This is a genomic window from Dietzia sp. PP-33 (assembly GCF_033790845.1).
Lineage (GTDB): Bacteria > Actinomycetota > Actinomycetes > Mycobacteriales > Mycobacteriaceae > Dietzia.
The window spans coordinates 162,778-186,690 of record NZ_JAMYEI010000002.1; the positions used below are offsets into that span (position 1 = coordinate 162,778).

A 23,913-nucleotide genomic window follows, 5' to 3' on the forward strand; every position below is an offset into this window, starting at 1 on the left:
CCCCGGTCGAGACGGGTCCAGTCGAAACGGGTCTAGTCGAACAGCCCCCGGAGGTCGTCGGCCGTGAGCGCCGCCGAGAAGTGCTCACCGCTGTCGAGGACCGAGGAGAAGAGCTCGGCCTTCCTACGCTGCAGTTCCACCACCCGCTCCTCGATCGTGTCCCGGGCGACCATCCGGTAGACCAGCACGGGCCGGGTCTGGCCGATCCGGTGGGCCCGGTCCACGGCCTGCGCCTCGGTGGCCGGGTTCCACCACGGGTCCAGGAGGAACACGTAGTCCGCCCCCACGAGGTTCAGTCCCACACCGCCGGCCTTGAGGCTCAGGCAGAACACCTGGGCACCGCCCTCGGTGAACTCGCCCACCGCGCCGGCCCGGTCGGTGGTCCTGCCGTCGAGGTGAGCGACCGTGATCCCCTCCTCGCGCAGCCTGTCGACCACCGTGTCCAGGTAGGTCGTGAACTGACTGAACACCAGGGCGCGGTGCCCCTCCGCCACGACCTCACGCAGCGACGAGACCAATTCGTCGGTCTTGGCCGAGGAGATCGACGAGTGGTCGGGGTCCACCAGCGACGGGTCGAGGCACAGTCTGCGGAGCACGGTGAGGCCCGCGAGAATGGTGATGCGGTTGGAGTCGAAGTCGTCGAGCAGCGCGAGCAGCGACGCCCGCTGCCGTGCGAGTTCGCGCTCGTAGATGCGCCGGTGCGCCGCCGAGAGCTCCACCTCCACCACAGCGTCGGTGCGAGGTGGCAACTCCCCGGCCACCACCTCCTTGCGACGACGCAGGAGGAACGGCCGCAGTCGGCGGCGCAGGCGGTGCAGCGCCTCGGAGTCGCCGTTCTTCTCGATCGGCGTGCGGAACAGCGCCCGGAACTCCTTGGCGTCGGGCAGCACCCCGCGGCAGGACAGGGCCGCGACCGCCCACAGTTCGGTGAGGTTGTTCTCCATCGGCGTACCGGTCACCGCGAGCAGGAAGTCGGCCCGGAGTCCGGCGAGCGCGGCGAACAGCTTGGACGAGGGGTTCTTGGCCTGCTGCGCCTCGTCCAGGATCACCCCGGCCCAGTCGATCCCCGCGTACGCCTGCGCGTCCAGGCGCAGGACGGTCGCGGAGGTGACCACGATGTCGTGGGCGGCCGCGTCCTCGGCCACGGTGGTGGCCGACTTGGTCTGCGTGGCCGACCGCCGGGCCACGCGCAGTGAGGGTACGAACCTGCGGGCCTCGGCCTCCCAGTTGGGCACGACCGAGGAGGGCGCCACCACGAGGAACGGTCCCGGTGCTGCGCTCGCGGTCGCGGGGGTCTCGTGGGTCTCGTGAGCGTGCGCGATCAGGGCCAGCGCCTGGACGGTCTTGCCGAGCCCCATGTCGTCGGCCAGGATCCCGCCGATCCGGTGCCGCCAGAGCATCGCCAGCCAGTCCAACCCCTGCTGTTGGTACGGCCGCAGCTCGGCCCGGAGCGCGGCGGGCACCGGGACCGGTTCGGGAGCATCCGAGGCCAGCTCGAGCAGTGCCTGCGCCCGTCCGGTGGGGGGCGCGAGATCGTCGGCCAGCTCAGCCAGGTCCGCCCACAACCCGGCCTGCCCCAGACCGATCCTGATGTCGCCCGGGGCCCGGTCCCCTCCGACCCGCGCCGCAGAGGCCGCGAGGGCCTCGTCGAGCAGAGTACGCAGCTCCCCGAAGCGCTCGAGATCCACCGGGACCAGCACCCCGTCGTCGGTGACGAACTCCTCCTGCCCGCTCACCACCGCCCGGAACACCGTCGCGAACGGCACCGGACGGCCCTCGACGGTCACGCCCACCGACAGGCCCAGCCAGTCGATCCCGGTCCTGTCGTCTTCGGCCGCCACACTGATGCGCGGCCCCTCGTCCGCGCGGCGAACCTCGGGGACCCCGTCGCGGACGGTCACCCGGACGCCCTCGAGTGCGCGTAGCTCGGCGACCCCGTCCGCCAACAGCACCGCTGCGTCGTGTCCGGTCAACCGCACGGGGCCGGCGGTCATGACCCACCCCCAGCCGGCCTCGTCCACGAGCACCGCCAGATCGAGGGAATCGAGGTCCGCCGGGCCCGGTCCCGCGTCTCCCAGGTCGCCGTCCGTCAGCGGCCGCCGCCGTACCGGCTCGGTGCCGTCACTCATGCGCGACACGTCGAGCCTGTACCACTGCACGACGAGGTCCGGTCCGCCCGCCGGGGCCGAACCGGCGTAGCCGCGGATCACGAACTCGAACTCGACCCTGTCCGGCTCCGGCAGCTCCAGACGCCCGACGCGGTCGACCACGGGGACGGTGTCGACGAGCCCGGGGAGGAACTCGCCGCAGAACTCACCGACCGCCTCGTCGGGGATGGTCAGCTGTCGCCAGTTGCGCAGATCCCGCGCGACGCCGGGGTCCAACCGCCCGACCGGGCACAACTCCAGCACCCGGTCCCGGACCACCGCGACCAGGTCCCCTCGCTCCCCCACCAGGGCGCCGGGCAGCGGGCGCCCGAACTCCTCGTCGTCGTCCCGATCGGCCCGGTCGTCGTCCGGGTCGGGCAGCGTCTCCGCCGCCGCGGTGACCACCAGCTCCCGTCCGTCGGGTGACCACGCCGTGAGCCCCACGCGCCGGCGGGGCCCGGGGCGGACGTCGCGGAGCCCGTCGCCGGGGACGATCTCCACCTCCGCCTCCGCCGCGGTGGAGATGAGCGGCCACAGAGCGGGGACCTCGGCGTCGCACAGGTCCAGCCAGACCCTGGCCTGCCGACGGCTACGGGCCAGCGAGTCCATGGCCCGGAACCAGCTGGTCTGTGCCGTGTTCATGTCCGCGTTCCAGCCGTAGCGCAGCCGGTCCCATTCCACCCCCGCCGACTTCCACCGCCCGCCCCGACCGGGGACCACGATGCGGGCGCGGAGCCGGTTGCCCAGACCCGGTCGCAGACCCCCGGCCCAGCCGTCGTCCACTGCCTCGTCGGCCACCACCGACAGTTGCAGTCCGTAGACCTCGGACTCCCCACTGGTGGACCGGGCCCCCAGTCCCCGCAGCGCGTCCTCGGCCCGTCGCCGCCACTCGGGCACCGGTTCGGCGCCACCCTCTCCTCCGGCGACGGCATCCGTTCCGGCGCCCGCGAACAGCATCAGCGCGGCGGCGTGCTTGCACCGCAGCGCCACCGGGCAGGTGCACGTGCTGAGCTTCGGCCTGGACCAGCCGCTCGGATCGGGGTGCCCGAACGCCACCTCGGTCTGATACCACGTGTTCCGCTGCCCTCGACCCGGGCCGAGAGCGTCCGCGACTGCGCGTTGTAGCTCACGTCCCGGATGGCGTCCGGGTTCGCGTAGCCGCGTGCGCGGCCCAGTGCGGCGGTGCCCACGAACCGCTCGATCTCGGACTCGGGGACCCACACGCTCGACCGCACGCACCCAGGGTAGGGGCGACCCACGACATCACGGCGCGGGAGAACTTCCGGGAGGGCGTTGACCCCCGACGCCCCGGGGCCTAACATGAAACCAAATGGTTTCATATCACACGCACGAGGTGGATCTCAGTGACGACGAGGTGGACCGACTGTTCCGGGCGCTGGCCGATGCCACGCGCCGCGACATCGTCCGTCGCACGCTCACCGACGAATCCTCGGTCTCCGAACTCGCCGACCACTACGAGATGTCCTTCGCCGCCGTCCGCAAGCACGTCAACGTCCTCGAGGAGGCCGGACTCGTCACCAACCACCGCCACGGGCGCGAACGTCGCATCCGGGGCAATCCCGAGGCGATCCGCAGGGCCCAGAACCTGTTGGACGGCTACGAGCGCCTGTGGCGAGGGCGCATCGACAGGCTCGACGCCCTGTTCGCCGACGACTGACACCACCCACAGACGCCGCCCACCGACACCCCCCACCAGATGCACCCACCAGATGCACCACCGCAAGGAGAGAGGCCGATCATGCCCGTCACATCCGTAGACAAGGACCTCGAGCGGTTGACGATGACCATCGTCGCCGACTTCCCCGTTGCCGTCCGCCGACTCTGGGACGCCTACGTCGACCCCCGGCAGATCGAGAAGTTCTGGGGACCGCCGGAGTGGCCGGCCACGTTCGCGCGGCATGATGTCTTCCCCGGCGGCCGCTCCGAGTACTACATGACGGGGCCGGACGGCAGCCGCAGTGGCGGCTACTGGGAGTTCCTGTCCGTGACCGAGGGCAGCTCGTTCGAGATCCTCGACGGCTTCACCCGCGAGGACGGCCTCCCCGACCCCGATATGCCCACCATGCGCGCGACGTTCGCGTTCGAGGAGACCGACTCCGGCGCCCGTCTGACCACCACGACCCACTTCACCAGCCTCGACGAGCTCGAACGGCTCATCGACATGGGCATGGAAGAGGGCACCCGGTCCGCGATGGCCCAAATCGACGACGTCCTGGCGGACCTGCGCTCCTTCGCCGCCGACCGCGCGACGGCGGCGCAGCTCCTGAGCGACACGCAGGTCCGGATCAGCCGGGTCCTGCGCGGGACGCCCCGGCAGGTATGGGAGGCACACCACGATCCGGAGCTACTGCGGCTCTGGAACTTCGGGCCCGACGGCTGGGCGCTGACCGCCTGCGAGCTCGCCTCGGCACCGGGCGAGAGGAACCGCTTCGAGTTCTCGCCGCAGGACGGCGCGGAGGGCGAGACCTTCGCGCTCACCGGCGAGCTACTGGAGTCCGAACCCCCGCACCGGGAGGTCTTCACGGAGACGATGGAGGGGATCGACGGCCCCCCGGCCCACAACGAGCAGACCCTCACCCCGGTCGAGGGCGGGACCCTGATGTCACTGGTGATCACCTACGCGAACAAGGAGATGCGCGACGCCATCCTGGGCACGGGCATGACGGACGGGATGGAAGCGGGCTACCGCCGGCTGGAATCGGAGGTCCTGTCCCACGCCTGAGACGCCACCGGACCGCATCCGCACGCATCAGAGCACCCCGCCCACCGAGAGGATCGCCATGCGCACACTCATCATCACCGCCTTCATGTCACTCGACGGGGTCATGGAGGCACCCGGCGGCGAGGAGGGCTACCGCAACGCCGGGTGGACCTACCGGAACATCGCCTTCGACGAGGCCGCCTACGAGATCAAGGGCCGCGAGCAGGACGAGGCCACCGCGCTGCTGCTCGGCCGCCGGAGCTACGAGGCGTTCGCACCGGTGTGGCCGGAGATGACCGAGGAGTTCGGCCGGTACAACGAGCTCCCGAAATACGTGGTGTCCTCCGCCCTGACCTCCGACGACCTCGCCGACAACTGGGGGGAGACGACGATCCTGCGATCCGTCGAGGACGTGGCCCGGCTCAAGGGGACCGAGGGCGGGCCGATCCTCGTGCACGGCAGCGCGACGCTCGGGCACGCCCTCTCGGACGCGGGACTGGTCGACCGCTACCACCTACTGGTCTTCCCCCTGCTCCTGGGCGCGGGGAGGCGACTGTTCAGCACGGCGGACATCGACGCCGTCCCACTGGTCCTGACCGAGCACGAGACCTACGGCAACGGCGTACAGAAGATGGTCTTCGACGTCGCCCGTCAGGGGCGCTCCTGACCTCCGGCGCCGCGGTACCGACTACTCACGATCCTCGAGCGCGGTGGCCCGCGGGTCCGGATCGGTGGTCGCGGCCCTGTCCGCGAAGAACCGTTCGACCGCCAGGACGATCCCCACCACGACCACGCCCGCGGCTATCGCGACCAAGACCATCGGCCAGTCCGACCCCGGCGCCAGCACGTCGGCCTCCTCGGTCTGCCACGGCCACAGCGCCCGCAGCGATCCGAGCATCAGGCCGGCCATGGCGACCAACGTCGGCTTGCGGAAATCCTCGAGCAGTCGATCGAGGACCTTGACGAACAGCGAGATTCCGACCAGCGCGCCGAGCGCGAACACCCCGAGGTATGCGAAGTTCCGGTCGTCCACGGCGCCGAGGGTCGGCGCGTACAGGCCCATCGCGAGCAGCAGATACGAGCCGGACACCCCGGGCAGCACCAGAGCGCAGATCGCCACCGCCGCGGCCACGAACACCAGCAGGTAGGACGGGTCGCTGATCGACCCGCTCGGCAGACCGGACAGCAGGAACGCCAGACCCGCGCCGACCACGAAGATCAGCCCCAGCACCCAGTTCCGGCCACCCGGGGTCGCCCGCGCCATCCCGAGAGGCACCGCGATGCTCGCCGCGACCATGCCGAGGAACAGTCCCCGCGCGATCTCCGGGCTGCCCTCGACGAAGCCCTTGAGTACCCCGGCCAGGGTGAAGACGATCGCGAGCATGCCCACCGCCAGCGGCAGCAGGAGCCACCAGTCCACGTGCCGGAAGGCCGCGGTCGTGCGTGCGCGACGGTCGGGGCCCAGGACGGCCGAGCGCATCCCGTCCACCACGTGGGCGCCGGAGTCCAACAGCCGCGGGTACACGCCGGTCACCAACGCGACCGTGCCGCCCGAGACGCCGGGCACGAGCTCGGCCATGCCGATCAACCCGCCGCGGAGGACGTTGCCGACCATCCCGAGCGGCCCCGGACGGGCGGGGACCGGCGACCTCGGATCCAGATCGGAGTCCGCGACAGGATCATGATGGACCGACTCCGCGGCGGCGCCGGGGGGCGTCCCGCCCGGTTCGGGAGCGGACGCGGGCCGTGGTGACTCGACAGACATCCCTCCACTTTCCCCGACAACCCGCCCCCGCGCCCAGTCACCACCCCGCGCACGGGCCATCACTGTGACCAACCCGTCATCTCGCGGCCGACTAGAATCGCCGAGGACCGGGGCACCGGGGCGACGATCCGGTGCGGGCCGTCAGGGGCGACGAAGGGAGCGCGTCATGCCGATGCACTACCCACCGCTGCCGGACGGCACCTATCGCTACGGCGACCCTCCCCGGCCCCTGCCCTCCCCGGTGCCGGGTCCCGACGGCACCCAGCCCGACACCACCCAGCCCGACACCACCCAGCCCGACACCACCCAGCCCGGGCCGCCCCCGCCGGACTGGCGACCGAACTCCGGCCCGCCGACGGAGGACGCCCCGCGGGACGGGCGCGGGAGCGGCAGGTCGGCGGCCGCGGCGATCGTGGGAGGGCTGGCCCTCGTCGTCGTCGCGGTCCTGGGTTTCGCCCTGTTCGGCCCCGGTTCCGACTCCGGGCGCGGCCCGGACTACCCGCTGCCACCCCAGGCGGCGCAGCCCCCCGAGCGCCCGCCGGGGGCCTCGTTCAGCGTCGAGGGGCGCTTCACCGTCATGTCCTCCCCGGGCGAGCCCGTCTCCGGCGACGGATCCGGCTGCGACATGCCCCTCACGCTCTCGGACATCGGCGAGGGCACTCGCATCACCCTCTCCGAGGGCGTGGCCTCCCCCATCGGCAGCACCGTCCTCGCCTACGACGGCGGCGACCTGTCCTCCTGCACGTTCACCTTCGACTTCGGCGAGGTCCCCGGCGGTGCACCGATCTACATGATCGAGATCCCCGGTCGCGGGCAGCTCCCCTACACGGAGGACGAACTCCGCGCGGGAGTCGACATCACCCTCGGCCGGTGACGAGACCGGGAATCCGGTGTCCGGCAACCCGTTGACCGCGGTGTGCGGCCTCCGTACACTTCCAGATGCCAACCGGACGCTTGTCCAGATCATCTGACCCGGGAGCCGCCGTGAACCGCCCGTCCGTCCTCACCCGAGCCGCCGGGGCCCTCGCGCTCGCGGCGATCACCGCCCTCGCCGGAGCCGTCTCCACACCGGCGGCCGCCGCCGCCACCGTCGAGTCGCCCTACGTCAACCCGGCCCCGGGACTGCGCAACGTCCTCTGGGTGGGCAACAACTGGGAGGGCACCGCGGATGCCGTGCAGCCGGACGGGGACTACCAGCGGATCGCGCGGATCAACATCATCCCGGACCGCAACGAGCGGCTGAAGGAGATCTACCGCGACCCGGCCCGTCTCGCCCTGTACCTCGGTATCCGCCAGATGGTCGGCGAGGGACACGACCAGTACGTCGACGACATGTACTCGACCAGGGACGGCCGGCATCTCATCGTGTCCCGGCCCAGCTTCGCCGACGTGGTCTCGATCGACATCGTCACGGGCGAGATAGCCTGGCGTTTCCCGGTCCAGGGATTCCGGGCCGACCACATGGCGGTGAGCCCGGACGGTACGCAGGTCGCGGTGAGCGCATCGACGGCCAAGGTCGTCCACGTCCTCGACACCGCCACCGGGCGCGAGATCGGGACCTTCCCCTCGGGCGACAACTCCCACGAGAACACCTACATCAAGGGCGGAACCCAGATCGTCAACGAGTCGATCGGCAACGTCTGGACGCCGCTCGACCAACCGTGGGCCGACGTCACCAAGGGCGAGCGGGTGCTCCAGTTCGTCGACGCGGAGACGCTGCAGGTCATCAAGCGCGTGGACCTGCGCGCCCGACTCGCTGAGGCGGGACGCCCGGAGCTGAGCATTGGTGTGCGGCCGATGACCTTCTCCCCGGACTACAAGTTCATGTACTTCCAGGTCTCGTTCTTCCACGGCTTCATCGAGTACGACATCGACGCGGACAAGATCACCCGGATCGTGGACCTGCCCATCACCCCCGCCGGCGACGTGCCCCGGGAGGCCCACCTGCTGGACTCCGGACACCACGGGATCTCCATGAACCCCCAGGGCACCAAGATCTGCGTCGCGGGCACCATGAGCAACTACGCCACTGTCGTCGACCGGGAGACCATGCAGCACGGTCCGCTGGTGTCGACCGGGCTCAAGTCCTACTGGGTCACCACCGACCTCACCGGTGAGCACTGCTTCGTGTCCTGGGCCAAGAGCGACAAGGTCAGCGTCCTGTCCTTCGAGACCGGCGAGGAGGTGGCGCAGTTCCCCGTGGGCCACCACCCCCAGCGCATGCGCATCGGCGTCGCCCCGGACGACTGGAGCGGCAACCCGGTCCCGCTGCCCGCACCGGGCAACCCCGCGCCCGTGTTCTCCTGACCGTGTTCTCCTGACCGCGGGCCCCGGGCGACGGCGGAGGTCGAGTCCGACGGGTGACGCGCACCGACGGCTATCCTGGGCCACCGGCGGACACCGAGGGCAGGAAGGGAGGCCGTGGAGGTGGTCAGAACCCCAGGGGCGGACGACGACGGCGAGTTCCCCGCCCCGGACGTCGAGCGCCTCGTCTCGGACATCGACCTCGCGCCGTTCCTCGGCCGGGCGGTCGACCCCACCGCCACCCCGCTGACCGACCCCGTCCCGGTCTCCGAGGAGACTCCCCCGCTGCTGGCGCTGCGTGATCTCCTCACCGACCCGCGGTTCCCCGAACTGTTCGCCCGAGCCCTCCGCGCGATCGACCCCGACTTCCGCGAGATCTTCCCCCGCGACGCCACCGGGGTGCTCGGCGAGTTCGTCCGCGCGATGTCGTGGGCGCTCGAGACCGTCGAGAACGCCCGCGGCGACCGCGCCGAGGTCGAGCGGGTGGTGGAGTTCGCCCGCCACCTGGGGGTCGACCACCGCAAGCTCGAGCTCTCGACCCGCCACCACGAGCGCTTCGGCGAGGCCCTGACCGACACCCTGCGTCACCTGGCCGGCCGCGGCTGGGACGACCGGCTGGCCACCACCATGGACACCGCCTACCGGGTGCTGTCCACGGCCCTCCGGGAGGGAGCGGCCGCGGGTCACGGGCCCGCGCGGGTCGGCGCCACCGTCGTGGAGGTACTCCGGCCGACCCGCGACGTCGTGGTGGTGAGGCTGATCTCCGACGTGATGCTGGACTACCACCCGGGTCAGTACCTCAGCGTCCTGACCCCGTACACACCCGGCGTCTGGCGCCGGCTGAGCCCGTCGATCCCCGCCAACCCGGCGGGCCAGATCGAGTTCCACGTCCGAGACGTCCCCGGTGGCGCGCTCAGCGGGTCTCTGGTCCGCGGCGTCGGGGTGGGCGACCGATGGGTCCTGGCGCGCCCACTCGGGATGCTCGACGTGGACCGCACCGAACCCTTCCGCGACGTGCTGATGGTGGCCGGCGGCACCGGCATCGCCCCGCTGCGCTGCCTCATCCTGGACATGATGCGTCACGCCTACAACCCCCGAGTGCACCTGTTCTACGGCGCCCGGCACCCCGGCGACCTCTACGATCTGCCGACACTCGTCGACCTGGCCGCCACCGCGCCGTGGCTCACCATCCAGCCGGTCTCCGAGTCCGACACCGACCCGTGGTGGGCGGGAGCGCGGCAGGAACTGCCCCGGACCCTGCACCGGAGGCAGACCGGGACGCTCGTGGACGTGGTGACCGGCTGGGGCTCGTGGGCCGACCGTCAGGTGCTGCTGTCCGGTTCGCCGGAGATGCTGCGGGCGACCGTCCGCGGGATGGTCGCGGTGGGCACCCCTCGGGAGAACATCAGCTACGACCGGCCCTGACCGCTCGTTCTCAGAGCACGACGCCGCGCGGGCGACCACACAGAGCGGCCCGCGCGCCCGGCCCCCTCTGGCGTCCTCCCCATTCCGCTGCCGGCTCCGGTAATCGCGGCGAGGGCTACCCACTAACCCCCACAAGTGTTAGCGTTTGCTCACATCGCGGATAGTTCGGCCCCTGCGCACGCTGCTGGGCCGGTGTGATGGTTCATCGCACCCATGCCCAGCGCACCCCGACCCCGCTTCGTTCCCGGTGGTACGACGTGCTCGACTCGTCAGAGAGAACCCCATGTCGACCCCGATTCTCCCCGCTTCCCCCACGCTCCACCGCTACTTGGCGCTTGTACTCGCAATGCTGCTCGCGGCCAGCATGCTCACCATCGCCGCGGCCGCGCCCGCACGCGCTGATCCGGCGAGCAACATCCTCAATGGCGTCACCTACACCGTCGACACCGACGGCGCTGGCGCTGGCGCCACCGCCACGGACTACAACGCCGGGTTCGGGTCGGTCGTGGTGATCCCCGACACCGTCTCGATCGGTGGCACCGACTACACCGTCACCGGCATCGGGCTCTCCGCGTTCGAGAACAAGCAGTTGACGTCGATAACCTTGCCCGACGGCCTCACCACAATCGGATTCCACGCGTTCTCCGAAAACCATCTGACGTCGGTGACCCTGCCCGACGGCCTCACCACAATTGGGGACGGGGCGTTCTTCGCAAATGGGATGACGTCGGTGACCCTGCCCGACAGCCTCACCACAATCGGGGGCCACGCGTTCTACTACAACCAGTTGCCGACGCTGACCCTGTCCGACAGCCTCACCACAATCGGGGAGTACGCGTTCAACGACAACCAGTTGACATCGGTAACCCTGCCCGAACGCCTCGCCACTCTCGGAGATGGGGCGTTCGGCTCCAATCAGTTGACGTCGGTAGCCTTTCCCGACAGCCTCACCACAATCGGGGACTACGCGTTCACCAGGAATCAGTTGACGTCAGTGGTGATTCCGCCCCGAGTTACCGCAATCGGTGCAAGCGCGTTCCGAGACAATGCCGATATGACGCGGGTGCGGTTTACCGGCCCGGCTCCGGCCACGATAGACGGGACCGATAGCGAGGACCCGTCTTTGGGCACCGCATCCGGATTGACAGTGACTTTTCCTGTCCGGTTTCTGGCGCAGTCAGCCGAGTCGGGGTACACCACTCCCGAATGGCTCGGCTACAGCGCGTACGCCGGCGGTCACGCGGTGTCCTTCGACACCGGCGGAGGCACTCTCATCGACCCGGTCACCGCGTGGGAAGACGAGCTGCTGACACTGCCTCCAAGCCCGACACGCGAGGGGTACACCTTCACCGGGTGGCACACCACGCCCGAGCTGGAGACCCTCTTCAACTCCGAGCTTCCCGTCACCGAGGACCTGACCCTCTACGCAGGATGGCAACCCGACAGCATCCCGACCGAGCCCGTGACCCCGGGATGGAGTTCCTCGGTCAGTGGCAGTCTCGGCTCTCTGGCCCTGTCCACCCCCGGGGCGTAACCCAAAGCTCAGGCCACGCATACCCGTAGCACCAACCTGAGGTAGGTCGACGGGCGCATCGCGGAACGGTCGCCGCCGGCACCTCGAGCAAACCCGGTGTTCGACCTCTTTGGATACACGCGCGCAACTCCTGCAGACGCCCACGAAATATCGTGATCGTCTGCAGGAGTTGCGCGCGTGAGCGGGCAGGGTCGTGCCAGGCCGGGCGGAAGGTCAGGCCTCCTCGGCGGCACCGCCGGTGCGCTCGCCGTCTCCGTCTTCGGTGTCGTCGTCTGCAGCCTCGTCGCCTGCGGCCGCGCCCTCCTCGACCCCACCGGCGCCCGGGTCCGCCGGTGGCGCGGGGGGCGTGGTCACGGTCGTGGAAGCCGTGGGCGGGGTCGGGCTCGCAGGCGTGGTCGCCGGGGTGGTCGGGCTGGGCGTGGTCGGGCTGGGTGTGGTCGGGCTGGGTGTGGGCGCCTGGCAGGGCTGGAAGACGCGGCGGAACTGATCCGGCACGCCCAGCTGCTCCAGCTGCTCGCGACACACATCGGACGAGGGCTCCGCCAGGAACTCCCAGGAGTCGCCCTGCCAGGACAGCAGTTCGAGGTCGCCGCCCTCGCCGCTGACCAGCAGGAACCGCCCGTCGCACTCGCGCACGGTCGTGTCGTCGCCCAGCTCCTCGGCCACGAATCCCGGGGAGCACCGCTCGGCCACGCCGGGCGGGCCGGTGGTGGTGGGTGTGGTCGGGCTCGGCGTGGTGCGCGGGGTCGGGGTGGCCGTGGCGGTGGTGGTCGTGGGTATGGCCACGGGTTCCCGGTCGCCGCCGGTGGCGTTGACCAGCCAGACGATCAGCCCGGCCACCAGCACCACCGCGAGGAGCATCGCGACGATCATCCACGGGGTCGCGCCCCCGCCACCGCCGTCGTCGTCCCGGTCATCGCCGCCACCGTCGGCCGGGGGTGGGACGTCTCCCGGCGGAGGCACGTTGGCCTGCGGGGGAATGTCGCCGGTCGGGTAGCCGCCGGTGGGGTAACTGCCCGTGGGCGCCGCCGCCGCGGGGCCGGCGGGGTACTGCGACCACGCGGTACCGGTCCCCTCGCCCTCGACCGGCGGGAGATGCTCGGTCGGCGGATCGGCGGGCGGCATCTGCTGCGTCGGCGGGTCCGCGGGCGGGATCTGCTGCGTCGGCGGATCCACGGATGGGTTCGGCTCGGTGGGCGGGTCGGCCTCGCCCCCGCCGCCTGCGCTGCCGTCGCGTGGCCCGGTCACTGTCCTGCCTCCTCGGCCGACCCCTCGATGGCCGACTCCTCGGTGGCCGGTGTCTCGGTGGCCGGTGTCTCGGTGACCCTGCCGTTGGCGAGCACCGGGATCGCCTTCCGGATGTCGGTCACCTCGTCGTCGTCGATCTCGAACATCACCAGCCCCGCGCCGGGCCCCGCCTCGTCGCGCACGGTCCCGTCCGGCCCGACCAGCATGGAGTGGCCCACGCCGGTGGGGGCGCCGCGCGTGACCTGCGCCCCCTCGGCCTCGGGGTCCGCCTGGCCCACGGCGACGAGGAACGTGGTGGCGTCCAGCGCGCGGGCCCGGGCCAGCAGCTGCCACTGGTCGATCTTGCCGGGGCCCGACCCCCACGACGCTGCGCAGATCGTCACCCGTGCGCCGGCGGCCGCGAGCTCGCGGTACTGGCCGGGGAAACGGATGTCGTAGCAGACGCTCAGCCCGATCCCGACGCCGTCGACGGTGATCACGCGGGTGGAGTCGCCGGGCTCGACGGTGTCGGACTCGGCGAACCCGAACGCGTCGAACAGGTGGATCTTGTCGTAGCCCAGGTGGAGCTCCTCGCCGCCCCCGGCGGGGCCGGTGACCAGGAGGGTGTTGCGGACACGGCCGCCCTCGCCGGGCGTGAACATGCCGACGACGACGAGGACACCGTGTTCACGAGCGATCTCGGCGACCCCGGTCGCCCACGGGCCGTCGAGGGGTTCGGCGATCTCGTCCAGCCTGCCGGCCCCGAAGGCGCGCATGGTGGCCTCGGGGAGCACCACGATCCGGGCCCGGTGGGCGGCCGCCTCGGACACCGCCTCGCGGACCAGTCGGAGGTTGTCGGCCGGGTCGCGTCCGGACAGGATCTGGGCTGCGGCGATGCGCACGGCGGTCCTCCTGGGGCTCGGGAGCTCTGGGGGTGGGGGCGGGTGGCCTCCGGCTGGGCTCTGGCCTTCCCCGACGTTACCCGCGCCGGAGCGCCCGGGCCGCCCTCGGTGCGGATCGCCGGGCCACGCGCGCACTCCATTCCCAGAGCATCCACACGGCCATCCCCACGACGATCGACGCGGCGAAGGACAGCCACGGGTGACCGGCGTCGCGGATCGGGGGGTAGACCAGGAAATGGGTGAGGTAGATGAACAGGGACGCCGCGGCGAGCGGGGTGAGCGCCCGTGCCACCGGTCGCGGCAGCCGCACCGACGGGATCCAGATGAGCGCGAGCAGCCCGGCCACCATGACCAGTTCGCGCCCCGGGTCACCGAACCACCCCGGCACGCACAGCAGGGCCACCGCCGAGCATCCGAGGCGCGGCCAGAGTGTCCCACCGGTGGCGCTGCGCTCGATGGCCCAGCCCAGACCGAAGAGCCACAGCACGGCCGGCGCCGAGTACCAGACCTGTGGGCCGCCACCGAGGTCGATCAGCCCGAACCTCACGGTGAGTCCGGCGGCCACGAGCGTGGCCGGTAGCGCGAGCGGCCACCGCCGGTCGAGGCGGCTCACCGCGGGGATCGCCATGAGCGCCGCCACCCCGAGCAGCGCGTAGACCACGGCCTCGATGAACCACATCTGCCACGGGTTCCACCAGCGGTCCTCCCACCAGGAGCGGGGGCCGAAGACGTTGGTGGCCAGCAGCGGCGAATACCAGTGGTACCGGGTGGTGAGAGGGGTGACGATCAACAGCCAGAGCACCGCCGGTATCGCGATCCGCCCGGCCGTGCGCAGGACCCCGCGGGCGCGTTCGCGGGCCTGCTCCGAGTGCAGCCGGAACCTGGCCAGCGAATACCCGGTCAGGGCCACCAGGACGTGGGCGCCACCGATGACGGCGATGGCGCGCGTGTGGGAACCGACGATCATGAGGATGAACAGCGCGCGCAGCACGACGGAGGTGTCCACCCGCGCCCAGGCCCGCCACGGTGCCCACCAGCGGGATGCGGGGGGAACGGCCGCCCGGGCCAGTTCGTCCAGTTCCCGGATCGGGTGCAGGTGCCAGTCACGCGGGAGGCCCGGCACCCGGTCCTCGAGCCGCGTGGACAGCACCACGTAGGTCAAGGAATCGCCGCCGAGGTCGACGAAGCTGGCGTCGGGGTCGATCTCCTCCGGGTCCAGGCCGAGGGCGTGGGCGATGAGCGCTCCGGGCGGTCCGGCGGCGCCCGCGGTCCCCGCCCGGTCCCGCGCGGCGACGAGCTCGCGCAGGGCCATCTGGTCGACCTTGCCCGCCGGGGTGCGCGGCGGCTCGTCCACCACCATGACCTCGACCGCCGAGGCGGGCAGTCCCGAGGACGACGCGGCGGCGGCGGCGAGTCCGCCGACCCCGGGGCCGGCGGCGGTCGGGGTGTCCGCGGGCTCGTCGTCGTTCCCCGCCCGGGTCACCACCACCAGCCGGTCCGCCTCACCCACACACCAGGCGTCCACGCCGCGGTCGGCGAGCGCGGCCTCGACCCGCCCGAGGTCGATCCGGTGGCCGAAGATCTTGGCCTCGCGCCCCATCCGGCCCACGATCTCCACCAGGCCGTCGGGGGCGATCCGCGCCAGGTCGCCGGTGCGTAGTTCGGTGAGCTCGGGACCGCGGCCCAGATCGGCGGAGTCGCGCGCGTACCCCATCATCACGTTGGGCCCGCTGTAGACCAGCTCCCCGGGGGCCTCGGGATCCGTTCCCCGCGGCCGGTCCACCCGGAAGGCTCCGCCGGGGATCGCGATTCCGATGGCCCCGGCCCGGCTGCGGGCCAGGTGCGGGGGCAGGTATCCCATCCGGGCAGTGGCCTCGGTCTGGCCGTACATCACCACCAGTTCGGCACCCCTGGACTCGAGTCGCCCCGCGAGCGTGCGCACCTTCTCCGGGGCCAGACGTCCGCCGGCCTGGGTGAGGTAGCGCAGTCGGGTGAGGTGGTCCAGCCGGTCCAGGCCGACCCGTTCGAGCAGTTCCACCGTGTGCGGGACGGCGGCGAGGGTCGTCACCCCGTGTGCACCGGCACGCTCCCAGAACTCCGGGCTCGCCACGGAGTCCTCGTTGAGCACCACGGACGCGCCCTCGAGCAGATGACTGTGGATCACCGACAGGCCGTAACAGTAGTGCGGGGGGAGGGTGGTGATTGCCCGGTCCTGCGGCACGATTCCCAGGTACTCCGAGATCGAGCGCGCGTTGGCCAGCACCGACCTCGACGAGAGCCGCACGAGCTTGGGCGATCCGGTGGAGCCCGAGGTGCTCAGCAGCAGTGCCAGGTCCGGATGGAGCTCGTGACGCGGTGGCGTGCGGTGCGCGGCGGCCGGGACGGCCCTGCCGTCGCCCGCCAGGACGTCCGGGCGCCAACTGTCGACGAGCCCGCGGGTCGCCGCCGAGTGCGGGGGCAGGAGGAGCACGACGTGCCCGGCCTCGTAGGCGGCGAGGTAGTCGACGAGGAATTCCACGGTGTTGCCCGCGACCAGGCCGATGATCCGACGGCCGGTCTCCACCGCCGGGTAGTCGCCCGCGCGGTCGGAGATGCGTCTCGCGAGGTCAGCATGGGTGAGGGTGGTCTCGTCGGCGATCACGGCCACTGCTCGACCACGGGCGGCGAAAGCCCTCGCGAGTCCCCCGACGCGCCCGGTGTGTCCTACCCGCACGAACGTCATCGGATCAATATATAAGGTAAGGATTACCTATAACAATTCGACCGACGTCGAAGGACACGGCGACAACGGTCCGTCCGGGCCGGGTTCCTGCGTGGTGGCGACTACGCCGACGAACCGGCGAACAGCGAGCGCAGCGCGGTGGCGATCGACCCGGTGAACCCTGAGAGCGAACCGGTACCCGGTTCCTGGGGGTCGGTGGGCTCCTGCGGGCCACCGTCATCGGAGAGGTCGAGACCCACGAGGACGGGATCGTGGTCGGAGGCCCGGTAGGTGTCCGGTGCGTAGATCATGTCCTGGGCGTCCTTCTTGAACTCCATGGAGTAGTCGATCAGGTCCGGCTCGTCGGAGTTGTTCGTCCACACGGTCACGTCGGTGACGTGCCCGGCGAGCCCGGCACTGGCCAGGGCGTGGTCGAGGTAGCCGAGCTGGCCGTCGAAGACATAGGAATACACCTCGGGGCCGACGTGCTGACCGATCGCGTCGACGTAACCGGCCTCGTTCAGGGCGAGGATCGGATCCTCCTTCGCGTAGGAGTTGAGGTCACCGATCACCAGCGAGTGTCCCGACGCCGCAAGCTGCGGGTCGTTCTCGAGCCAGTCCGCGAGTGCCCGGGCGGCGTTGGTACGCACCCTGTTGCAGTTGCCCTGGCCGTCCGGGTCCTCCGGGTCGCCGAGATCGGTGCAGGCCGAGCCCTTGGACTTGAGGTGGTTGACCACCACGGTCAGGTCCTCGCCGGAGGTGGTGTCGGTGAACACCTGGGCCAGGGCCGGTCGGTTCTTGCTGGTGACGAAACGGGGGTCGACGGTCTCGTCCAGGACCTTGAAGTCACCCTCGGGGGTCACGGCGGCGGGCTTGTAGATGAACGCCGTGGTGATGGCGTCGGTACCGAGCCGACCGGTCTCCAGCGCGCGGTAGGTTCCCTCGCCGACCCGGGCGTTGAGTGCGCCGACCAGGGCTCGGAGGGCGACGTCGTCGTTGTTCTCGATCTCCGTGAGCCCCACCACGTCGGCGTCGAGGCCCGCGAGCATGGCGACGATCTTGTCCTCCTGGCGCTCGAACTCGGTGGCGGTGAGGGCGCCGCGGGCGTTCCGGTCGTCCGAGCGCAGGGTGGTGAAGTAGTTGAGGACGTTGGCCCCGGCCACGGTGAGCGGTGCCTCGAGAGCCGGCGCCGTCGGACGGGGATTGGCGACGGTGTGGGTGGCGCCCTGCGTGGGCTGGACGGCCCACGCGTCGAAGCGGTAGTCGAGCACGCCGGTCACGCCGTCGAGGTGGTCACCCATGCGGAAACGGTGGTCGATCGTGAACTCCGCGCCGTCCGGATGGATCGCCGGGTCCGGGTTCTGGACGCCCCGGCCGTCGTCGATGATGATCCGGTCCGCCGCGTTGGCCTGCGCCAGCGCGCGCGCCTCGGGCGTGCCCGCCTCGAACTGGTTGGTGGGCTGGAACTGCCGGCCGGTGGAGACGGTGATCTGGCCGTAGCGGTCGTAGTTGAACGCCTCGATGATCGTCACCTGCTGCGGCAGCGTCACCCGCATGCCCTCGTACTGCTCGAGCGAGCCGCGGTCCGCGATCGGCAGGGAGACCTCGGTCGGCGCGGGGAGCACCTGGCCGGTCGAACACACCTCGCTCGAGGTCGGCCGGATCTGGGTCATGCCGAAGTACTCGGAGACCGTTCCGGTCAACCGCACCCGGTCCCCCACCGACACCGCGGGGGTCTCGGAGTAGACGAAGACCCCGTCCGACGTGGCGGCGTCGCCGTCCCCACCATCCTGCAGGTAGTAGCCGCCGAAGCCGCCGGTCTGCATGTCGCCCACCACGACGCCCTCGACGGTGGCGGACTGATCGGCCATCGGGGACTGCGCACCCGGTCCCTGGACGGCGCCCACGGCGGCGGCCGCGTCCCCGCACTCACCGGTGGGCTCCTCGACCGGCGGCTCCTCCTCGCCGGGGTCACCGTCCGGCCAGCTGCCGAGCCCGTCGACGGTGTCTACGGGCATCGAGGTCCACTGCGCGGCCGGGTCGAACACGTCCGACGGGTCGGTGTCCGGGACGCCGTCCACCGCGCGACGAAGAGTGCGGTCCAGGGTGCTCACGTCACCGCTGGTCCAGGCGGCGCCGGGGTCGAACCCGACCTGGCCTAACGAATCCACGACGCCGCCGTCGGTGGCGCGGAGGACGATCGCGTCGTCGCCGTTCCACAGTCCCGCCCCGGTGCCCTGGTCCACGGTGAACACCGCTCGCGAGCTGCCGTAGACGAACGAGGCGCCGGGCGCGAGGGTCCCGGCGAGGCCATCGTTCGAGGAGGTGGAGGTGGAACCGTTGTTGTACACCTCGACCAGGTACCCGGACAGATCGACGGGCGACTCGCCCGTGTTGGTGACCTCGATCGCCTTGTTGAACGAAGTGCCCTCGACGTATTCGGTGATGAGCAGCGTGTGCGCCTCCTGGGCGGAGGCCACGGGTGATGCGGTGACAGGCGCGAGTGCCGCTGCGAGGACGGCCGTCGTCGACAGTGCGACTGCCCGGCGGTGGCGTCTGGGGGTGGGGCGTTCCATCTGTTGGACTCCGTTTCGGGGTGGCGAACCCGGCCACGCGGAGTCACATCAGGGCGATGCCACGTCCCGGCCCGGGGCGAGGTCAGGCTATGGCCACGAAATGATGCGCAGACGGTGCCGAGGAGACGCCCGGGTGAACCCGGCCCGGCGTTCTGGCGACACCACTCGCACGGGACCGGCGATCACCGGGTCAGCGGTGGTCGTCCCGCTCGCGCCGGGGCCGCCACACCACGACGGAGGTCGATCTGGGCACGTGCACGAGCTCGCCCCTGGACCGGCCGGCCGTACCCGCCGCCCGCCGGAGCTCGGCGACCTCGTCCATCAGCTCGGAGACCCGACCGCGCAGGGCGTCGACCTGGTTGGTCAGCTCGATGATCCGTTTGATCCCCGCGAGGTTGACCCCCTCGTCCTGGCTGAGCCTCTGCACCTCGCGGAGCAGGGCCACGTCGCGCAGGGAGTAGCGGCGTCCGCCCCCGGTGGTGCGTTCGGGCGTGACGATCCCGAGTCGGTCGTAGGTGCGCAGGGTCTGGGCGTGCAGTCCCGAGAGCTCCGCGGCGACGGAGATCACCAGGACGCTGTCATCGGGGCCCAGGTCCCCGACGTCCCGCCGGGGGGTCATGCCGACCCGGCCCAGCCCGACCGTGGATCGAAGCCCGCCGCCCGCAGCGCGTCGTCGTACGCGGCGAGCTCGGCCTCGGCCATCCCGGCGGGGGGCGTGGCCACCCGGAGGGTCACCTTGAGGTCCCCGGTTCCGGACTTGCGTGCGATGCCGCGGCCCCGGACCCGCAGGATCTGGCCGTCGCGCGACCCCACCGGGACCTTGACGGTCACCCGGCCGGTCAGCGTGGGCACCGACACCTGGGCCCCGCGCACCAGTTCCGGGTAGGAGACGGGCAGGTCCACCAGCAGGTCGGCACCGTCGCGGTCGAACACCGCGTCCTTCTGCACGGTGACGGTCACGTACAGGTCACCAGAGGGCGCGCCGCGGAACCCTGCCTCACCCTGGCCCGAGAGCCGGATGCGTTGGCCGTCCTGCACGCCGGCTGGCACCTTGACGTTGATGGTGCGGGCGCGGTCGGTGACCCCGCTCCCGGAGCAGTCCGGGCACGGGTCGTCGATCTTGGACCCCGTGCCGCCGCAGTCCGTGCAGGGCTCGGCGAACGCGAACGCCCCCTGCGAGCGCTGGGTGACCCCGGCGCCGTGGCAGGTGCCACAGACCTTGGGGCTGGTCCCGGGACGGGCACCGCTTCCGTGGCAGGTCAGGCACGGCGAGGCGGACGAGAGCCGGATCTGCACCGTCTCGCCCAGGGCGGCCTCGCGGAACGACAGGGTCAGGGCCGTCTCGACGTCCTGCCCGCCCTGCGGCCGCTGCGCCCGACCGCGGCCCGCTCCCGCTCCCGGTCCTGTTCCGCGGCCCTGGTTGAACAGGCCGCCGAACAGGTCGGAGAACCCTCCGGCGCCGCCGGCACCCGCGGGACCACCGAAGATGTCGCCGATGTCGAAGTCGCCGCCGCCGGTGGTGGTGGTGAACCTGCTCCCACCGGGAGGCGCGAAGCCGCCGAATCCGCCCGAGGAGACCTGGGCCCGGAACTCGTCGTACTCCTTGCGCTTGGCGGGGTCACCGATGACGCTGTTGGCCTCGCCGACCCGCTTGAACTTCTCCTCGGCAGACGTGTTCCCCGGGTTCTTGTCCGGGTGGTTGTCGCTCGCGAGCTTGCGGTACGCCTTCCGGATCTCGTCCTGGCTGGCGGACTTGGAGACGCCCAGTTCGGCGTAGTAGTCCTTCTCGACCCATTCGCGCTGACTCACCAGACGCCTCCTTTCCTCATCAGCTCGTACTCTTCTCAGTTCCTACTATTTCACCTCGGCCGCCGGTGTGCGGATCAGCGGACGGTGACCATCGCCGACCGCAGGGTCCGCTCGCCGTGGCGGTAGCCCTTGCGAAGGACCGTGCCGAGCACGGGCTCGGAGCCCTCCGACTCGTCCTGCACCGCCTCGTGGACCGCCGGGTCGAACGCGTCGCCCTCCTCGCCGAAGGCCTCGACGCCCTGGGAGGTCAGGACCGCGTGGACCCTGTCGGCGAAGACCTTGAGCGGCCCTTCCTCCAGGTCCCCGTGCGCCCGTGCCCGCTCGAGGTCGTCGACGATCGTCAGCAGCTCGGTCAGGACCGAGCCCTTGGCGGTGTCGATGATGGCCTGGCGGTCCCGCTCGACGCGCCGGCGGTAGTTGGCGAACTCCGCCGAGACTCGCTGCAGATCCGCGGTCCGCTCGTCGAGCTGCGCCTGGAGCGCCGCGGTGGCGTCGTCGGCGGGCGCATCCCCTGCGCCCACCGGGCCGGTGCCGTCGGTCGGGGCCGGGTCGTCGTCGACGATCTCGCCCTCCACCGTCTCGTCTGCTTCGGCCCCGGCCTGTTCGTCGGCCGCCTGCGCGGCGGCCACGTCCTCTGCGTCACCGCCGGCCCAGGCGGCCTTGTCCGTCTCCGGACCGTCCGCGTGTGGTGTGGTCACTGGAACTCACCTCGGGGGGTCTCGTCGTCGTCGGGCGCCGCTTCGACCTCACCGGTCTCGACGTCGGTCGCACCTTCGGCCACGATCTCGGCCTCGGGCGCCACCGGGTCGTCCTGGACGAACTTCTCGTCCACGGCCTCCTCGTCGGTGGCGTCGGGGTCGCCCGGATCGGGCACTCCGTTCGGGTCCGTCACTTGTCGTCCCCCTTCGGCTCGTCCTCGTCCACGACCTCGGCGTCGACGACGTCGTCGTCGGCAGACCCGCTGGTCGCGCCCTCGCCGGCCTCGGCGCCCTCGGCGGCGGAGGCCTCGTAGATGGCCTGGCCGACGGCCTGGGCCTCGGTGTTGACCTTCTCCACCGCTGCCTTGATGGCCTCGACGTCAGAGCCCTCGAGCGCGGTCTTGGCCTCCGCGATCGCGGCCTGGAGGGACTCCTTCTTGTCCGCGGGGGCCTTGTCCTCGTTCTCCGCGACGAACTTCTCCGTCTGGTAGATCGTGGACTCGGCCTGGTTGCGGGCGTCGGCCTCCTCGCGGCGCTTGTGGTCCTCCTCCGCGTGGGCCTCGGCGTCCTTGATCATCTGGTCGATCTCCTCCTTGGACAGGCCCGAGCCGTCCTGGATGATGATCGTGTTCTCCTTGCCGGTGCCCTTGTCCTTGGCTGTCACGTGGACGATGCCGTTGGCGTCGATGTCGAAGGTGACCTCGATCTGCGGCACGCCGCGCGGCGCCGGGGCGATACCCGCGAGCTCGAACGAGCCGAGCAGCTTGTTCTGCGCCGCCATCTCGCGCTCACCCTGGAACACCTGGATCTGCACCGACGGCTGGTTGTCGTCCGCCGTGGTGAAGGTCTCCGAGCGCTTGGTGGGGATGGTCGTGTTGCGCTCGATGAGCTTGGTCATCACGCCGCCCTTGGTCTCGATGCCCAGCGACAGCGGGGTCACGTCGAGCAGGAGCACGTCCTTGACCTCACCGCGGAGCACGCCGGCCTGCAGCGCGGCACCCACGGCCACGACCTCGTCCGGGTTGACGCCCTTGTTGGGCTCCTTCCCACCGGTCAGCTCCTTGACCAGGTCGGACACCGCCGGCATCCGGGTCGAGCCGCCGACCAGCACGACGTGGTCGATGGTGGACACGGCGATCCCGGCGTCCTTGATGACGGCCTGGAACGGCTTGCGGCACCGGTCGAGCAGGTCCTGCGTGATCCTCTGGAACTCCGAGCGCGACAGCGTCTCGTCGAGGAAGAGCGGGTTCTTGTCCGCGTCGACCGTGATGTACGGCAGGTTGATCGAGGTGGACTGTCCGCTGGACAGCTCGATCTTCGCCTTCTCGGCCGCCTCACGCAGACGCTGGAGCGCCATCTTGTCCTTGGTGAGGTCGATGCCGTTCTGAGCCTTGAACTTCTCGACCAGCCAGTCGACGATCCGCTGGTCCCAGTCGTCGCCACCGAGGTGGTTGTCGCCCGAGGTCGCGCGGACCTCCACGACGCCGTCGCCGATGTCGAGCAGGGAGACGTCGAACGTACCGCCACCGAGGTCGAAGACCAGGATGGTCTGCTCCTTGTCGCCCTTGTCCAGCCCGTAGGCCAGGGCGGCCGCGGTGGGCTCGTTGACGATGCGCAGGACGTTCATCCCGGCGATCTGGCCGGCGTCCTTGGTGGCCTGACGTTGGGCGTCGTTGAAGTAGGCGGGGACGGTGATGACGGCGTCCGTCACGTCCTCACCGAGGTAGGATTCGGCGTCGCGCTTGAGCTTCTGCAGCGTGCGCGCGCTGACCTCCTGCGGGGTGTAGTTCTTGTCGTCGATCGAGTCCGACTTCCAGTCGGTGCCGATGTGGCGCTTGACCGAGCGGATGGTGCGATCGACGTTGGTGACCGCCTGGTTCTTGGCCGGCTGACCCACGAGGACCTCGCCGTTCTTGGCGAACGCGACCACCGACGGGGTCGTGCGCGACCCCTCGGCGTTGGCGATCACGTTGGCCTCGCCGCCCTCGAGGACGGCGACGCAGGAATTGGTGGTGCCGAGGTCGATACCGACTGCACGTCCCATGATGTTCTCCTTCTCTCCGCGCTCGTACCGCGCGGACGGGGTGGTCGTGAAAACTCTGG

At 71.0% G+C, this 23,913-nt stretch carries 18 protein-coding genes; 7 read left to right on the forward strand and 11 right to left on the reverse strand.

The window, feature by feature from the left end:
* Positions 1–32 precede the first annotated feature (32 nt).
* Positions 33–3,203 carry a DEAD/DEAH box helicase gene (locus NJE57_RS04910; RefSeq protein WP_319027283.1) on the reverse strand — a complete coding sequence of 1,057 codons (3,171 nt, stop codon included), beginning with the start codon at positions 3,201–3,203 and terminating at the stop codon, positions 33–35.
* 274 nt (positions 3,204–3,477) lie between these two features.
* On the opposite strand from NJE57_RS04910, the gene NJE57_RS04915 reads away from it, so the two are divergent.
* From NJE57_RS04915 to NJE57_RS04925, 3 genes are all read left to right on the forward strand, one after another.
* Positions 3,478–3,825: a metalloregulator ArsR/SmtB family transcription factor gene (locus NJE57_RS04915; protein WP_319027284.1), complete on the forward strand. Its 348-nt coding sequence runs from the start codon at positions 3,478–3,480 to the stop codon at positions 3,823–3,825.
* Positions 3,826–3,906: 81 nt separating this feature from the next.
* A complete protein-coding gene (locus NJE57_RS04920; protein ID WP_319027285.1) occupies positions 3,907–4,890 on the forward strand; it encodes an SRPBCC family protein in 984 nt (327 codons plus the stop codon).
* A gap of 58 nt (positions 4,891–4,948) precedes the next feature.
* A complete protein-coding gene (locus tag NJE57_RS04925) occupies positions 4,949–5,536 on the forward strand; it encodes a dihydrofolate reductase family protein (RefSeq protein WP_319027286.1) in 588 nt (195 codons plus the stop codon).
* 21 nt (positions 5,537–5,557) lie between these two features.
* Here NJE57_RS04925 and NJE57_RS04930 read toward each other — a convergent pair whose 3' ends face one another.
* The gene (locus NJE57_RS04930) at positions 5,558–6,484 is read right to left on the reverse strand and encodes a DUF368 domain-containing protein (RefSeq protein ID WP_413464366.1); all 927 of its coding nucleotides are present in this window, start codon (positions 6,482–6,484) and stop codon (positions 5,558–5,560) included.
* Between the two features lie 316 nt (positions 6,485–6,800).
* Between NJE57_RS04930 and NJE57_RS04935 the strand changes: the two genes are divergently transcribed.
* The 4 genes from NJE57_RS04935 to NJE57_RS04950 all read left to right on the forward strand — a co-directional run bounded on the left by NJE57_RS04935 (position 6,801) and on the right by NJE57_RS04950 (position 11,897).
* Positions 6,801–7,508: a hypothetical protein gene (locus NJE57_RS04935; protein ID WP_319027288.1), complete on the forward strand. Its 708-nt coding sequence runs from the start codon at positions 6,801–6,803 to the stop codon at positions 7,506–7,508.
* A 110-nt stretch (positions 7,509–7,618) separates the two neighbouring features.
* Complete coding sequence (locus NJE57_RS04940) at positions 7,619–8,941, forward strand: YncE family protein (RefSeq protein WP_319027289.1); 1,323 nt, start codon at positions 7,619–7,621, stop codon at positions 8,939–8,941.
* Positions 8,942–9,061: 120 nt separating this feature from the next.
* Positions 9,062–10,363, forward strand: coding sequence for an FAD-binding oxidoreductase (locus NJE57_RS04945; RefSeq protein WP_319027290.1), 1,302 nt, complete (start codon positions 9,062–9,064; stop codon positions 10,361–10,363).
* Positions 10,364–10,646: 283 nt separating this feature from the next.
* Positions 10,647–11,897 (forward strand): leucine-rich repeat protein, encoded by a 1,251-nt coding sequence (locus NJE57_RS04950; protein ID WP_319027291.1) that lies wholly within the window; start codon positions 10,647–10,649, stop codon positions 11,895–11,897.
* Between the two features lie 213 nt (positions 11,898–12,110).
* Here NJE57_RS04950 and NJE57_RS04955 read toward each other — a convergent pair whose 3' ends face one another.
* The 9 genes from NJE57_RS04955 to dnaK form a co-directional block, all read right to left on the reverse strand.
* Complete coding sequence (locus NJE57_RS04955) at positions 12,111–13,145, reverse strand: hypothetical protein (RefSeq protein WP_319027292.1); 1,035 nt, start codon at positions 13,143–13,145, stop codon at positions 12,111–12,113.
* Positions 13,142–14,026 (reverse strand): carbon-nitrogen hydrolase family protein, encoded by an 885-nt coding sequence (locus NJE57_RS04960; RefSeq protein ID WP_319027293.1) that lies wholly within the window; start codon positions 14,024–14,026, stop codon positions 13,142–13,144. The genes NJE57_RS04955 and NJE57_RS04960 overlap by 4 nt, the downstream gene beginning before the upstream one ends.
* A 76-nt stretch (positions 14,027–14,102) precedes the next feature.
* A complete protein-coding gene (locus NJE57_RS04965; RefSeq protein ID WP_319027294.1) occupies positions 14,103–16,748 on the reverse strand; it encodes an AMP-binding protein in 2,646 nt (881 codons plus the stop codon).
* Positions 16,749–16,849: 101 nt separating this feature from the next.
* Positions 16,850–19,303, reverse strand: a complete 2,454-nt coding sequence (locus NJE57_RS04970) for an ExeM/NucH family extracellular endonuclease (protein ID WP_319027295.1) — start codon at positions 19,301–19,303, stop codon at positions 16,850–16,852.
* 190 nt (positions 19,304–19,493) lie between these two features.
* Positions 19,494–19,922 (reverse strand): heat shock protein transcriptional repressor HspR, encoded by a 429-nt coding sequence (locus NJE57_RS04975; protein WP_319027296.1) that lies wholly within the window; start codon positions 19,920–19,922, stop codon positions 19,494–19,496.
* Positions 19,919–21,112: a molecular chaperone DnaJ gene (gene dnaJ / locus NJE57_RS04980; protein WP_319027297.1), complete on the reverse strand. Its 1,194-nt coding sequence runs from the start codon at positions 21,110–21,112 to the stop codon at positions 19,919–19,921. Before dnaJ ends, NJE57_RS04975 begins: the two co-directional genes overlap by 4 nt.
* 74 nt (positions 21,113–21,186) lie before the next feature.
* Positions 21,187–21,810, reverse strand: a complete 624-nt coding sequence (gene grpE, locus NJE57_RS04985) for a nucleotide exchange factor GrpE (RefSeq protein ID WP_319027298.1) — start codon at positions 21,808–21,810, stop codon at positions 21,187–21,189.
* Positions 21,807–22,004: a hypothetical protein gene (locus NJE57_RS04990; RefSeq protein WP_319027299.1), complete on the reverse strand. Its 198-nt coding sequence runs from the start codon at positions 22,002–22,004 to the stop codon at positions 21,807–21,809. Before NJE57_RS04990 ends, grpE begins: the two co-directional genes overlap by 4 nt.
* On the reverse strand, positions 22,001–23,854 hold the full coding sequence (gene dnaK, locus NJE57_RS04995; RefSeq protein ID WP_319027300.1) for a molecular chaperone DnaK: 1,854 nt from the start codon (positions 23,852–23,854) through the stop codon (positions 22,001–22,003). Before dnaK ends, NJE57_RS04990 begins: the two co-directional genes overlap by 4 nt.
* Positions 23,855–23,913: the final 59 nt, after the last annotated feature.